The 13,476-nt window shown below is 66.9% G+C and carries 12 protein-coding genes and 1 tRNA gene; 6 read left to right on the top strand and 7 right to left on the bottom strand.

Translation table 11 applies throughout. The features are described 5' to 3' along the window. Positions 1–23 precede the first annotated feature (23 nt). The 3 genes from NJQ44_RS17610 to NJQ44_RS17600 form a co-directional block, all read right to left on the bottom strand. Complete coding sequence (locus NJQ44_RS17610) at positions 24–2,423, bottom strand: bacterio-opsin activator domain-containing protein (RefSeq protein WP_254272633.1); 2,400 nt, start codon at positions 2,421–2,423, stop codon at positions 24–26. Between the two features lie 46 nt (positions 2,424–2,469). Further along, positions 2,470–2,619 carry a hypothetical protein gene (locus NJQ44_RS17605; RefSeq protein WP_254272632.1) on the bottom strand — a complete coding sequence of 50 codons (150 nt, stop codon included), beginning with the start codon at positions 2,617–2,619 and terminating at the stop codon, positions 2,470–2,472. A gap of 268 nt (positions 2,620–2,887) precedes the next feature. Next, positions 2,888–2,958, bottom strand: a tRNA-Gly gene (locus tag NJQ44_RS17600). Between the two features lie 175 nt (positions 2,959–3,133). On the opposite strand from NJQ44_RS17600, the gene NJQ44_RS17595 reads away from it, so the two are divergent. The 3 genes from NJQ44_RS17595 (at position 3,134) to thsB (ending at position 6,257) form a co-directional block, all read left to right on the top strand. Further along, the gene (locus tag NJQ44_RS17595; protein ID WP_254272631.1) at positions 3,134–3,967 is read left to right on the top strand and encodes an NAD+ synthase; all 834 of its coding nucleotides are present in this window, start codon (positions 3,134–3,136) and stop codon (positions 3,965–3,967) included. A 44-nt stretch (positions 3,968–4,011) separates the two neighbouring features. Continuing rightward, positions 4,012–4,401, top strand: coding sequence for a DUF7383 domain-containing protein (locus tag NJQ44_RS17590; RefSeq protein WP_254272630.1), 390 nt, complete (start codon positions 4,012–4,014; stop codon positions 4,399–4,401). 191 nt (positions 4,402–4,592) lie between these two features. Next, on the top strand, positions 4,593–6,257 hold the full coding sequence (gene thsB, locus NJQ44_RS17585; RefSeq protein WP_254274352.1) for a thermosome subunit beta: 1,665 nt from the start codon (positions 4,593–4,595) through the stop codon (positions 6,255–6,257). Positions 6,258–6,573: 316 nt separating this feature from the next. Here the strand turns inward: thsB and NJQ44_RS17580 are convergent, their stop codons facing one another. Next, positions 6,574–7,155 (bottom strand): hypothetical protein, encoded by a 582-nt coding sequence (locus tag NJQ44_RS17580; RefSeq protein ID WP_254272629.1) that lies wholly within the window; start codon positions 7,153–7,155, stop codon positions 6,574–6,576. Positions 7,156–7,212: 57 nt separating this feature from the next. Continuing rightward, complete coding sequence (locus NJQ44_RS17575) at positions 7,213–8,034, bottom strand: hypothetical protein (RefSeq protein ID WP_254272628.1); 822 nt, start codon at positions 8,032–8,034, stop codon at positions 7,213–7,215. A 105-nt stretch (positions 8,035–8,139) separates the two neighbouring features. Here NJQ44_RS17575 and NJQ44_RS17570 point away from each other — a divergent pair, with 105 nt between their 5' ends. Continuing rightward, positions 8,140–9,135, top strand: coding sequence for an ornithine cyclodeaminase family protein (locus NJQ44_RS17570; RefSeq protein WP_254272627.1), 996 nt, complete (start codon positions 8,140–8,142; stop codon positions 9,133–9,135). Here the strand turns inward: NJQ44_RS17570 and NJQ44_RS17565 are convergent. Then, complete coding sequence (locus NJQ44_RS17565) at positions 9,132–9,344, bottom strand: DUF7535 family protein (RefSeq protein ID WP_254272626.1); 213 nt, start codon at positions 9,342–9,344, stop codon at positions 9,132–9,134. The two genes, NJQ44_RS17570 and NJQ44_RS17565, sit on opposite strands and share 4 nt — an antisense overlap. A gap of 90 nt (positions 9,345–9,434) precedes the next feature. Between NJQ44_RS17565 and NJQ44_RS17560 the strand changes: the two genes are divergently transcribed. Continuing rightward, positions 9,435–10,217: an SDR family NAD(P)-dependent oxidoreductase gene (locus NJQ44_RS17560; RefSeq protein WP_254272625.1), complete on the top strand. Its 783-nt coding sequence runs from the start codon at positions 9,435–9,437 to the stop codon at positions 10,215–10,217. 82 nt (positions 10,218–10,299) lie between these two features. Continuing rightward, positions 10,300–13,017, top strand: a complete 2,718-nt coding sequence (gene leuS, locus NJQ44_RS17555) for a leucine--tRNA ligase (RefSeq protein WP_254272624.1) — start codon at positions 10,300–10,302, stop codon at positions 13,015–13,017. On the opposite strand, the gene NJQ44_RS17550 is transcribed toward leuS, so the two are convergent. Further along, positions 13,018–13,476 (bottom strand): peroxiredoxin, encoded by a 459-nt coding sequence (locus NJQ44_RS17550; protein WP_254272623.1) that lies wholly within the window; start codon positions 13,474–13,476, stop codon positions 13,018–13,020.

Here is a 13,476-nt window from a genome sequence, read left to right as displayed (position 1 = left end):
CCCCGACAAGTATCCCGCGGTCCCTAGGTGAACAGTTCCTCGAACACCTTCTGCTGGGCGGCCCGGAGGTGCTGGTGGTAGGTCGGCCGGGAGATATCCATCGCCGTCGCGAGTTCGTCGCCGTCGACCTCGCGGGGCCACTCGAAGAACCCGCCGAGGAACGCCGTCCTGAGCGCCGTCTCCTGCCGGTCGGTGAACCGCTCGGAGAGGGCGGCGCGGAACTCCTGTTGGGTCTGGACCGGCCGTTCGTGTTCGTGGTAGCCGACGAGGTCCGTCCCGGCGTAGTTGTCCTCGACGAGCGAGAACACCTCGCGGGCCTCCGTCTCGTAGGGGAGTTCGATGCTGTAGCGCGCGACGCCGTTCTCCCCGGTGATGGCCTTCGGGACCACGCCGTGGTCGACCAGCGTCCCCAGCAGCGACTCCCCGAGCGTGATGTCGAACAGCGCGCTCCCCTCGTGTTCGGCGACGCGCGTCCCCTCGATGACGGCGTCGTCTGTCTCCAACTCGGCGAGTACCTCGTCGCTGTCGGCTCCCTCGCTCGTCAGGTAGAGGCGGAGCGACCCGTCGTCTTGGGTCACCGCGCCCTCGGAGGTGACTCGCGCGCCCGTCGACGCCGAGAGGCGACTCACCAGCAGGTCTCGGTCGTCGACGGTGAACTCCAGTTCGACGACCTTGTCGGCCGAGAGAATCTTCCCGCTCTCGATGGCGTTGATGGCGTTGGCGACGGCCCGCCCGAGCGCCTCTAAGACGATTTGCTCGCGTTCGTCGAAGGCGTCCCGTTCGTCCGCACAGACGTACAGGACGCCGTAGGTCGTATCCGTGTACGACAGCGGGATGGCCATCATCGACCGGAGGCCCGCCGCCCGCGCGCGCTCGGCCCACTCGCCGTCGAGCGTGTCGATGTCGTCGACGATTTCGGTCGTGTAGTCGGCCAGCGCCCGCGCGCCGGGGCCGTCCCCGTCCGCGGGGATGGCGAGGTCGGTCATCGAAATCTCGGCGTCGCCCGCCCACTCGCTGGGTTCGATGCGGTCGCCGCGCACGTCCGGACGGCCGACCCACGCGAACGTGTAGGGGTCGGTGGCGACGAGTTGATCGCAGACGCCCGTCTCGACGGCCTCCCGGGTCGTGGCCTCGACCAGCATCTCGATTGTGTTCTGGATGAGGCCGTTGATGCGTTCGAGGATGGTCGTGATGCGCTCGCGCGTCTCCCTGACCTCCTGTTCGCGCTTCGCGCGGTTACACGCCGCGGCGGCGTTGGTCGCCAGCAGGGCGACGACCTGCCGGTCGATGTCGTCGAAGGCGTCCGGTTCCGTCGAGACGACGCTGAGCGTCCCGTGGACGCCGATGGGGAAGTACAGCCCCGACTGGACGGTCGTTCCGGTCTCGTCGAGTTCGTGTTCCGACCCGTAGGTCGCCGACTCGCCGGAGGCGAACACGACGCCGGACTGCCCCTCGTCTAAGCCACACACCGGTCGCTCGCCGAACTCCTCGACGACGGCGTCCGTCACCGCCGTGGGCCGCAACACCTGCTCGCTGGCGTCGTACAACCGAACGACGGTGTGGTTCAGCCCGAGTACTTTCTCGGCCGCGCCCGCGACGATGCTGGCGACTTCCTGGCGACTGGGGGCCTGCATCAGCGCCCGAGACGTTTCCTGGAGCGCCGACAGCAGTTCCTCGCGGCGCTTGCGCTCGGTGATGTCGCGGATGACGCCCGCCGTCCCGCGGAAACACCCGTCGGGACCATACAGCACCGTCATGTGGTCCTCGCAGTGGACCGTCTCCCCGCTGGCGCGTCGCAGTTCCAGTTCGAACGTCGTCCCCACGTCGTTCGGGTCGTCGTCCGAGAGCAACGTCCGCAGTTTCGCCTCGGCGAGGTCCACCGTCGGTCGGTCCTTGATGATGCTCGTGTGTTCGCCGAGCAGTTCGTCCACGTCGTAGCCGGTCAGTTCCGCCATCGCGTCGTTGACGAAGACGAAACGCCCCTCGTCGTCGAGGGCGTAGAGGCCGTCGTCTAACGCCTCGGTGACCTCGCGATGTCGGTCGAACCCGTCCGCGTCGACCACCCGCCGCGCCTCCACGGCTTGCTCGATTCGGTGTGCGAGGACGACGTACTGCTCGTCAGTGCCGGGCCGGACCACGTCGGTCACGCCGTCGCTGAGCGCCTGTTCCACCGCCGCCGAGTCGCCGCGCTCGAACGCGACGACCGGCGGGTCGGCGCCGCCCGCCCGAATCTCCTCGACCAGCGGCGGGACGTCGAAGGAATCGCAGACGATGCAGTCGACGGCCCCGACGGACTCCGCCGCCGTCTCCCCGATGGTCGACAGCAGTTCGAACCCGTCCCCGAGTCGCTCCAGCGCCGCCACCGTCTCCGCAACGTCCGCCTCGTTATCGCCACAGACGAGCACGGTTGGACCGCTATCCATGCCTAACTGGTTAGCAATTCGCCCACAAGAACCTGTTGGGGGGCGGTCAGACCCGCTTGTGTTGGAGCGCGTCGCTCATCCCCGGGTGACACCCGGCACAGAGCCACTCCACTGTCCGATGGGTCATCGTCTCCGTCGGCCGCCGGTGCTTCCAGACGTGTACCGAGTCGGTGTTGCAGTTTTCACATTCGACCATCGTTCTACCTGCGATTGTGCGCTATTTCGGTATAAAATGCTAGTATAATCGTGTTTAAGGCGTTTAGAATGCTGTGTTCGTCCACTCATTTAATCTAGTGGAATGCTAGCACGAATCGTCTCAAAGTACACCGACCGCTCAGGGCTTGCTCGCAGCAAAATGCGCCGTCCGAGAACTGAACCGCCTGAAGACGGTCGCTCGCGCTACGTCTTCCGTGCTTCAATTCCCTCGATAACGCGGCCGCTCCTCACGTCCGTTCGTCGCAGGATGCGCCGTCCGGGAATTGAACCCGGGCTCTAGCCTTGGGAAGGCTATGTCCTACCACTGGACCAACGGCGCTCGCGGCGCGCGATTGCACTCGTACGTACCGCCGCCGTCGCACTTGAACGTAGCGCTTCCGGCCGGGCGGCCGGGCGGTGGACGCGACGGGCGGCGCGGCCGCGTTCGCTGGACACACGTCCGAAAATCCCGCGGCGATGGATGGCTATTTGTTCCATCCGGCCTACCATTCTGTATGGCCGAAGCCGAATCCGTCGTGCGGGCGGACGATCCGCTCGACCTCACGTTCTCCGAGGCCGAACTCGAAGCGCATCGCGAGCATATCACCGACTTCATCGAGGGGCAACTCGACGCGGCGGGCGTCGACCGGGCGGTCATCGGCCTCTCCGGTGGCATCGACAGCACGCTCACGAGTCATCTCGCGGTGGAAGCGCTGGGTCCCGACGCCGTCCACGGACTGGTGATGCCCAGCGAGGTCAACCGCGCCGATAACATGAGCGACGCCGAACGCGTCGCCGACGAACTGCTGGGCATCGAGTACGACGTGGTCGAGATAAATCCGCTCGTCGACGCGTTCCTTGACGCGTATCCCGACGCCGACGGCGACCAGTTGGCCGTCGGCAACCTCCGCGTGCGCTGTCGCGCGGTGCTGAACTATCTGGTCGGGAACCACGAGAGCGGACTCGTCCTCGGGACCGGCAACCGGAGCGAGGCGCTGGTGGGCTACTACACGAAGTACGGCGACGGCGCGGTCGACTGCCACCCCATCGCGGCGCTGTACAAACAGCAGGTCCGCCAACTCGCGAAACATATCGGCGTCCCAGACGACCTGGCGGAGAAGACGGCGAGCGCCGAGATGTGGAGCGGACAGACCGACGCCGGGGAGATGGGCATGGACTACGACACGCTCGACTCCATTCTCGCGCTGCACGTCGACGGCGGGATGCCCAAATCGGGGACGGCGGCCCACCTCGGCGTTCCCGAGTCCGCCGTCGAACGGGTCCGTGAGATGTACGAGTCCAGCGCCCACAAGCGCGCGATGCCGCCGGGTCCCGACCCGCTGTACTGAGTCTCGGGACAACGCTTTATCACGTCTCCGGCCGACGCTCCGGTATGACGTACCGTGCTAACTACGCGCGCTGTAGCTTCCAGCAACACCTCGGACCGTCGGCGGACTCCCTTGACGTGCCGTGGGCCGATTTTACCGGAAACGTCAGCGACCCGGTGACCTTCGAGATACCGACCGACGCCCCCGCCGAACCCTACATCGAGATGCAGGTGTACGACGTCGACGAGTTCACCCACGAGATTCACCTGAACGACCAGTCGCTCTCGGGGTTCGACATCGCTCCCGGCGACGGCTGGCAGTACTGGATGGACACCATCGGGGCCGAGCAACTACAGAGCGGGGAGAACACCCTGCGGTTCGAACGCGACCGGGACACCGACGACGCCTTCGTCGTCGGGACGGCCGTCGTCCACTGGAAGGAGCCGGTCGAGTAGGTATATAAAAACTCGCCGCCGACAGCCTGTCAATATGTGACTAACTCACACAAATACCGAACGTATCCTCCGCAGTGGGGTGGTTTCAACGCCGAACGGTCCGTTGACTGTCGACCGTCGACTCGTGCCCCAACCCATACTTTTATATAGAACCACATACAATCTCTCGCCTGACTATGAGCCAGCGCCAAATGCAGGGCCAGCCGATGATTATCCTCGGTGAAGACTCCCAGCGGATGAAGGACAAGTCCGCACAGGAGCACAACATCTCGGCCGCTCGAGCGGTCGCGGAGTCCGTACGCTCGACACTCGGGCCGAAGGGTATGGACAAGATGCTCGTCTCCTCGATGGGCGACGTGACCGTCACGAACGACGGCGTCACCATCCTCACGGAGATGGACATCGACAACCCGACGGCCTCGATGATCGTCGAGGTCGCCGAAACGCAGGAGGACGAGGCCGGTGACGGCACCACCTCCGCCGTCGCCATCGCTGGCGAACTCCTGAAAAACGCCGAAGACCTCCTCGAACAGGACATCCACCCGACGGCCATCATCAAAGGGTTCGACATGGCCGCCAAGGAGGCCAAGAAGGAAATCAACGACATCGCGACCGACGTGGACCCCGACGACGAGGAACTCCTGAAGAAGGTCGCCGAGACGTCGATGACCGGCAAGGGCGCGGAACTCAACAAGGAACTGCTCGCCCAGATTATCGTCGACGCGGTCAACGCCGTCACCGTCGAGGCCGAGGACGGCTCCGTCATCGCCGACCTCGAGTACCTCAACATCGAGACCCAGACCGGTAGCTCCGCCGGCAACTCCGAACTGCTCGAAGGCGCCGTCGTCGACAAGGACCCCGTCCACGAGGAGATGCCGACCTCGGTCGACGACGCGAAGGTGCTCCTGATGGACACCGCCATCGAACTCGAAGAGACGGAAGTCGACGCCCAGCTCTCCGTCGACGACCCGAGCCAGCTCCAGAACTTCCTCGACCAGGAAGAACAGCAGATCAAGGACCTCGTCGACAAGGTCGAAGCGACCGGCGCGAACGTCCTCATCTGCCAGAAGAACATCGACGACATGGCCCAGCACTACCTCGCCGAGAAGGGCATCCTCGCGATCAAGCGGGCCAAGAAGTCCGACATCGAGTTCCTGAAGGAAGTCCTCGGTGCGAGCGTCGTCTCGGACCTCGACTCGGCCAGCGAAGACGACCTCGGTCACGGCTCCATCTCCCGCGACGAGAACGAGGGCCTGTTCTACATCGAGGGCGGCGAGGACGCACACGGCGTCACGCTCCTCCTCCGTGGCTCGACCGACCACGTCGTCGACGAACTCGAACGCGGCGTCACTGACGCACTCGACGTCGTCGCCTCCACCGTCGCCAACGGCGCGGTGCTCGGCGGCGGCGGCGCCCCCGAAGTCGAAGTCGCCGCTCGCCTGCGCGACTACGCCGACGGCGTCGAGGGCCGCGAACAGCTCGCCGTCGAGGCCTTCGCCGACGCGCTCGAAATCATCCCGCGCACCCTCGCAGAGAACGCCGGGCTGGACTCCATCGACACGCTCGTCGACCTGCGGGCCGCCCACGAGGACGGGCAGGTCAGCGCTGGCCTGAACGTCTTCACCGGCGACGTGGAGGACACGCTGGAAGCCGGTGTCGTCGAACCGGCCCACGCCAAGACCCAGGCGGTCTCCTCGGCGGCCGAAGCCGCGAACCTCGTGCTCAAAATCGACGACATCATCGCCGCCGGCGACCTCTCGACGTCCGGTGGCGGCGACGAAGGCGGCCCCGGCGGCCCCGGTGGCGCCCCCGGCGGTATGGGCGGCATGGGCGGCGGCATGGGCGGCATGATGTAGGAGAGGCGACGTAGCGAGGCTCTCCGAACAAGCGAGCGGGGAGCGAAGTGACCCCGCTCTTTGAACCGTACTCCCGCTGTTTCTGACGGACGGTTTTTCTGACGGACGGTTTTTCTGACGACGACGCAGTCGAGTCGCCACGTTGCGGGTCGATGGTTGGCGACCCACGCAACACTGTGAGCACAATCGCGGCCTCGTCCGTTCACGGCGCGAAGTCTGTTCGGGCGGCCCGAAAGGCCGACGGGGCTTTCTTCTCTAGTCGCACCGTCCGCGCGCCAGTCGTTCGCCGCGGAGGAACCGGACCGCGCCGTCGGGGCTACTCGGTCGCGGGTTCCCCACAGTACAGCGTCGTCGACCCCGCGGTGGCAGTTATCGGACCAGTCCCGGGCACCCGAACCCGGTGTCCCGAACTGTTGCAGTCGAACCAGTTGCGGCCGACCTCGAAGGAGTGTTGGCGGCCGTCGACGGGGACGCGAACCGTCACGTCGTAGGCGACCGGCGTGCGGAGTTCGAACCGGCGGGCGGCGTCGGCGGCGAACCGGAACCGTCGTGCGACGCGGGGGCCGCCGTCGCGCGCGACGATGCTCACGGCCAGTTCCCGCGGGCGGTTCGCGGCGTTCCAGACGACCACGTCGTGCGGGCGGTTGTCGTCGGGATTCTCGACGCCCTCTCGGGTGCCGACCGGAATCGTCTCGACGGTATCGGCGCTGTCGCCGACGCCCGCCTCGTCGGTTTCGGTGGGCGACGGCGGCGTTTCGACCGTCGACTCCTCGGCGGGCGTCGCGGTGTCTGAGCGCCCTCTCGGCGTGTCGGGAGTGCCGTCGCCGTCGGCCGACGAGGCGCTACAGCCAGCGCCGAGGGCCGAACTCAGGAGGGCGATGTACGAGCGGCGGTTCATAGAGGCGGCACCGCCGCGGGGGACAAGTGCTTCGTGGTCGCTCAAACCGCGGTTGAGCTACGAGAAGTCCGGGTCCGTCGACCCCACGTCGCTGTACCGCAGGGACTCGGTGATATGCAGCGTCGTTCCGTTGCGGAGGACGGTGTACTGGGTCCCGTAGCCGTAGACGACGCCGCTGGGGCCGACGACGGCGGTGAAACCCACGTCACCGACGCGCTCGGCGGGGACGACCGGGAACTTCGAGCGGTCGGTTGCGCCGTCCGCTTCGACGCGGTAGACGGGCGCGCGATAGGTCTGCATCACTTCCTCGCGCGTCCGAGTGACGCCGGTGACGTTCGCACCGTCGAACAGCGCGGCGATGCGGCCGTTGAAAGTCGGTTCGAAGAAGAGCGCCTCCCGCGGGGGAAGCGGCGGCGCGCCGATGCCGCGGCCGTCGGCGACGATGGCTCGCCGAGTCGTGTTGCCGACGGTCGTCTCCTGTATCGCCCGTCCCTCGCTCCAGCGGGTCCGAATCGTTCGTTCGGAGACGCTCGCTCCGGTGAGCGTTCGGACGGCGACGAACTCGCGGTAGTTCGGCCCGAACTCGCCGGTGGTTACCTCGCGGAGGCGGAGCGTCCCGTCGGCCGTTTCGACGGTTCGGGTGTGCCGGAGCGTGTAGGAGGCGTTGCCCAACTGCCGGACGTGCGCGCGTGCCAGCGCGTTCGTGTCGGTGACTCCGGCCTCGGTCAGTCCCGGGGCGACCCGGGCGGGCGGTTCGGGGGGGACTGGCGCGGGCGTCACCGTCGCGCCGCCGGTCGACTGGGCGGGCCCGATGAGGCCGGTGCACCCGGCGGTGAGGAGACAGCACGCCACCGCGACTGCCGCGACGCCCCCGTGCATACGGTTACGAGGGCCTGCCGCGTGATAACGGCTCTGCCGCGCCATTTATTTTACACGTGGGAAAGACGCACGCAGTATAAGTGTCGCGGCGTTCGACCTGTTGTTATGCAGACGTTGCTGCTCGGTCCCGACGACGTGGCCGACTACGCCGACCTCCCGGCGGTCATCGACGCCGTCTCGGCGGCCTTCGCCGCCGACGCTCGCGGCGACACCATCATGCCCGCGAAGTCCTACATCGACCTTCCGGAGTACAACGGCGACTTCCGGTCGATGCCCGCCTACGTCCACGCGGGCGAGTGGGACGCCGCCGCGGTGAAGTGGGTTAACGTCCACCCGGACAACCCCACCGACCACGACTTGCCGACGGTGCTGGGGACGCTCATCTACTCGGACCCCGAGACGGCGTTCCCGCTGTCGGTGATGGACGGCACCGTCCTGACCCGACTGCGGACCGGCGCGGCCGCCGCCGTCGCCACCGACCACCTCGCCGTCCCCGACGCCGACTCGCTGGGACTGGTCGGCGCGGGCACACAGTCGTACACTCAACTGGAAGCCATCGCGACCGTTCGGGACATCGAGACGGTGGTCATCGCCGACCGGGACCCCGAGAAACAGCAGGCGTTCGTCGACCACTTTTCGGACCGATTCGAGGTTCGGGCGGGGTCCATCGCCGAGGCCGCCGGGTGTGACGTACTCTCGACGATTACGCCCGTCGAGTCGCCCATCGTCGAGCGGTCGTGGCTCGGCGACCGGACCCACGTCAACGCCATCGGGGCCGACGCCGCCGGGAAGCACGAACACGACGACCAGACCCTATTGGACGCGAAACTCGTCATCGACGACTACGAGCAGTGTACCCACTCGGGCGAAATCAACGTCCCGTGGAGTGCGGGCGTCCTCTCGGACGCGGACCTCTACGGCGAACTCGGCCCCATCGTCGCCGGTGACCTCGACGGCCGAACCCCCGAGGACGGCCTCACTGTCTTCGACTCGACGGGCTTGGCGATTCAGGACGTGGCCGCCGCCCACGTCGCCTACGAGGGGGCGCGGGCGGCCGGTGCGGGGACGGACTTCGAACTGGTCGGGACCGACCGGACCTAACTCGGCGTCAGCGACTCGGTCACCTTCGAGATAAGCCAGACGATGAGGATGAACGGCAACAGCGGCAGGAGCAAGACGACGAGGCCCAGGAAGATGCCCCAGCCGATAACGTCCATGCTCTCGTCGCGGTGCGACCCGGTTAGCGGCGTGACGGTTCTGAGTGGCTCCGGCAACAGCGACGTGCTCGATTCGTCGGCATCGTCTGTCATACTCGCTGATAGGTTCGGCGCGAGCATAAGGATACGGTCGAAGTGCAGTGGGCGGTAAGGTGATAGCGCCGAACGGCGTCTAGACGACATATGCCCGCTACCGATGCGAAACGCGTCGTCGTCACCGGCGCGAACGAGGGCATCGGCTACCATCTCTGCCGTGCGCTCGTCGACGACGGCTACCGCGTCGCCGGACTCGACGTGGACGGCGCGAACCTCCGCCCGTTGCACGAGTCCCTGCCCGACCGGGTGGCCTTCTACGAGTGCGACGTGACCGCCGACGCGGCCGTCGAGGCGGCCATCGACGGGGTGCTGGCCGAGTGGGGCGGGATAGACATCCTCGTCAACAACGCCGCGATATTCGAGTTCGGCCCCTTCGCGGACCAGACGCTCGCGGCCACGCGCCGCGAGTTCGAGGTAAACTTCTTCGGGTATCTGCGGACGATTCACGCCGTCTTGCCCCACATGCGGGCCCGCGGGGAGGGCATCGTCCACAACGTGAGTTCCGGCGTCGGCCTGGTCGGCAACCCGGGCCTCTCGGGGTACGCCGCGACGAAGGGGGCCGTCGAGGCGTTCACCCGTTCGCTTCGACTGGAACTGCAGAACGAGTCCGTCTCGTGTACGGTGATGCACCCGCCGCTCACCGGAACGCGGTCGGCGGCCGAACTCGGCTACCCCGACTTCCTGCTGCGCGACCCCGCCGACGTGGGCCGGAAACTGGCGACCAAAATCGAGTCGACCGGCCCGGTCATCACGGCCGACTGGACGGTCCGTCTCGGTTTGGCGCTCGCACAGCGGTTCCCGTACGTCGTCAAGAAAGGAACCCAGCGGTTCGTCAGGGAGTTCGAGGCGGCCGAGCGCGACGCGGAGTGACCGTCTGGCCGACCGAAACGGCGTCGCGTCGGTCCCGTGAAGGGAAAGGTATAGCACCGTCCGTGTCCGAAATCACGGTATCATGACCACGACTGGCGAGGAACGCGAGCGTGGGTTCGACCACACCGCCATCGAACCCCGCTGGCAGGCGGCGTGGGAGGACGCCGACGTGTTCCGTATCGACGACGATGCCGAGGACCCCGAGTACGTGCTGGCGATGTTCCCCTACACCTCGGGCAGTCTCCACATGGGACACGTCCGGAACTATACCATCACCGACGCCTTCGCCCGCTTCGAGCGGATGCGCGGCGAGTCGGTCCTGCACCCGATGGGGTGGGACTCGTTCGGTCTGCCCGCCGAGAACGCCGCCGAGGAGCGCGACACCAACCCCCGCGACTGGACGATGCAGTGCATCGACTCGATGCGAGACCAGTTGACCGAGATGGGCTTTGGCTACGACTGGGAGCGGGAGGTCACCACCTGCGAACCGGAGTACTACCAGTGGAACCAGTGGCTATTCAAGCGCTTCCGCGAGGCCGGACTCGTCGAGCGGCAGGGCGCGGAACTGAACTGGTGTCCCTCCTGCGAAACCGTCCTCGCTGACGAACAGGTCGAGGGCGAAGCCGAACTGTGCTGGCGCTGTGACACGCCCATCGAGCACCGCGAGATGGACCAGTGGTTCTTCACCATCACCGACTACGCCGAGGAACTGCTGGAAGCGTTGGACGGCTTGGACGGGTGGCCAAACAACGTCCGGGAGATGCAGCGCAACTGGATAGGCAAGCAGGAGGGCGCGAGCGTCGCCTTCGAGATTCCGGGCTACGGCGACGTGGACATCTTCACGACGCGACTGGACACCATCTACGGGGCGACCTACTTCTCGCTGGCCCCCGGCCACCCCGTCGCACAGGAAATCGCCGAGAGCAACGAGGACGTGGCGGAGTACATCGAGATGGCCGAACAGGCCGACGAGGACGACCTCGACGTGACCTCCGGCGTGTTCACCGGCGAGTACGCCGTCAACCCCGCCACGGGCGAGGAGATTCCGGTGTACGTCGCCGACTACGTCCTCACGGACGTGGGGACCGGCGCGCTGTACGCCGTGCCCGCCCACGACGACCGGGACCACGAGTTCGCCGAGGCCCACGATATCGACATCGTGCAGGTCGTCGAACCCGGCCCCGAGGCCGAGGTGGACGCCGACGACATCGACGTGCAGGAGGCGGCGTACACGCCAGACGGTCTGTTGGTCGACAGCGGCGAGTACGACGGCCTCCACAGCGAGGACGCCCGCGAAACGTTCGTCGACGTGTTCGACGGCGAGGAGCGGACCGAGTACAACCTCCGGGACTGGGGCATCTCGCGCCAGCGCTACTGGGGCACGCCCATCCCGATGATTCACTGCGAGGACTGCGGCTACGTCGAAGTCCCGGACGAGGACCTGCCGGTCGAACTGCCGGAGTTCATCCACACGACCGGGAACCCGCTGGACGCGGCCGAGGAGTGGAAGCACGTCGACTGCCCCGACTGCGGCGGCGACGCCGTGCGCGAGACGGACACGATGGACACGTTCGTCGACTCCTCGTGGTACTTCCTGCGCTACACCGCCCCGGACCTGACCGACGCGCCCTTCGACGCCGACCGGGCGAGCGACTGGATGCCGGTCGACCAGTACGTCGGCGGCATCGAACACGCCGTGATGCACCTGCTGTACGCCCGCTTCTTCACGAAGGTGGTCGAGGACCTCGACATGCTCGACGGCGTTCGGGAACCCTTCACCAACCTCACGAACCAGGGGATGGTGCTGGGCGAGGACGGTCACAAGATGTCCAAGAGTCGCGGCAACGGCGTCTCGCCCCAGCGCATCATCGAGGAGTACGGTGCCGACACCGCCCGCCTGTTCATCATGGAGGCCGCCCAACCGGAGAAGGAACTGGCGTGGAGCGCCGAGGAGGTCCAGTCCGCCCACAGTTTCCTCCAGAACGTCTACACGCTGGCCGAGGAGTACGCAGACGGGGGCGTCGAGACGGGAACCGCGGGGAGCGAGGCGCAGAGCGCCTCGACCGAGAGCGGTGAAACCGCGAACACGGACATCGCCGACTACGTCGCCCGCGAAATCGAGGCGACGGCGGCCCGCGCCACCGAGGAGTACGAACAGTTGCGCTTCAACCACGCCCTGCAGGCGGTCCGGGAACTCGTCTCCCTGCTTCGCCGCTACCGCAACGCGACGACCCCCGACGCCGAGGTGTTCGAACGCGGCCTGACGACGGCGGCGAAACTACTGTCGCCGGTCGCGCCCCACGTCGGCGAGGAACTGTGGTCGGTGCTGGACAACGACGGCCTGATGGCGGAGTCCGACTGGCCCAGCGCCGAGGCCCCCGAGGACTACGCTGTTTCCCGCCGACTGGTCGAGAACACCCGTGAGGACATCCGCGACATCGTCGACACCGTCGGTATCGAAGACCCACAGACCATCACGCTGGCCGTCGCGCCCGCGTGGAAACACCGCGTCGTCGACATCGCCCGCGACGCCGACGACGTCGTGCCCGCAGTGATGCAAAACGAGGAGTTACAGCGGTACGGGTCGGCCGCCGCCGACTTCGCGAAGGAACTGGCGGGCCGCGCCCAGTACGACGAGACGCTGGCCCCCGAGGGCGAACTGACGGCGCTCGCACGGGCCGCGTGGCTTATCGAGGAAGAGTTCGACGCCGACGTGGTCGTGCAGTCGGCCGCCGACGCCGACGACGGCCTGGCGAAGAAGGCCGAACCGGGTCGTCCGGCCATCGATATCGCCGAGTAACTACGACGGTTCGGCGTCGATGAGGCCCGCGTCGTCGAGTGCCCGCAACACGTCGCCCGCATGTCCGTCGGGATGGATGCCCTCGTAGACGCCGACGACCTGCTGCTGTGCGACGACGAACGTCGTCCGACGGGCCCGGCCGTCGCGCATCTCCACGTCGAACGCCGCGGCGATTTTCCCGTCTGGGTCGGCCAACAGGTCGAACCGGAGATCGTGGGCCTCGGCGAACTCGCAGTGACTGTCCACGTCGTCGGTGGAGACGCCGTAGACGGAGACCCCCGCGGTCTCGTAAGCGTCGTAGCGGTCGTTGAACTGCTTCGCTTCGGTCGTACACCCGGGGGTGTCGTCCTCGGGGTAGAAGTACAGGACCGTCGGCGTCGAGAAGTTCGGGCGCACCTCCTCGCCCCACTGGTTGGTCGCCGTCACGTCGGGGACTGGGCGGCCCGGTTCGAGCACCAT

It is taken from the genome of Haloarcula marina (assembly GCF_024218775.1).
GTDB lineage: Archaea > Halobacteriota > Halobacteria > Halobacteriales > Haloarculaceae > Haloarcula > Haloarcula marina.
This window is presented reverse-complemented; position numbering and strand designations above follow the sequence as displayed.

Bases quoted from the DNA above. Each gene is read 5' to 3' on its own strand.
- NJQ44_RS17570 (WP_254272627.1), top strand. From the start codon at position 8,140: ATGCAGACGTTGCTGCTCGGTCCCGACGACGTGGCCGACTACGCCGAC.
- NJQ44_RS17605 (WP_254272632.1), bottom strand. From the start codon at position 2,619: ATGGTCGAATGTGAAAACTGCAACACCGACTCGGTACACGTCTGGAAG.
- NJQ44_RS17560 (WP_254272625.1), top strand. From the start codon at position 9,435: ATGCCCGCTACCGATGCGAAACGCGTCGTCGTCACCGGCGCGAACGAG.
- leuS (WP_254272624.1), top strand. From the start codon at position 10,300: ATGACCACGACTGGCGAGGAACGCGAGCGTGGGTTCGACCACACCGCC.
- NJQ44_RS17575 (WP_254272628.1), bottom strand. From the start codon at position 8,034: ATGCACGGGGGCGTCGCGGCAGTCGCGGTGGCGTGCTGTCTCCTCACC.
- NJQ44_RS17565 (WP_254272626.1), bottom strand. From the start codon at position 9,344: ATGACAGACGATGCCGACGAATCGAGCACGTCGCTGTTGCCGGAGCCA.
- NJQ44_RS17590 (WP_254272630.1), top strand. From the start codon at position 4,012: ATGACGTACCGTGCTAACTACGCGCGCTGTAGCTTCCAGCAACACCTC.
- NJQ44_RS17550 (WP_254272623.1), bottom strand. From the start codon at position 13,476: ATGGTGCTCGAACCGGGCCGCCCAGTCCCCGACGTGACGGCGACCAAC.
- NJQ44_RS17580 (WP_254272629.1), bottom strand. From the start codon at position 7,155: ATGAACCGCCGCTCGTACATCGCCCTCCTGAGTTCGGCCCTCGGCGCT.
- NJQ44_RS17595 (WP_254272631.1), top strand. From the start codon at position 3,134: ATGGCCGAAGCCGAATCCGTCGTGCGGGCGGACGATCCGCTCGACCTC.
- thsB (WP_254274352.1), top strand. From the start codon at position 4,593: ATGCAGGGCCAGCCGATGATTATCCTCGGTGAAGACTCCCAGCGGATG.
- NJQ44_RS17610 (WP_254272633.1), bottom strand. From the start codon at position 2,423: ATGGATAGCGGTCCAACCGTGCTCGTCTGTGGCGATAACGAGGCGGAC.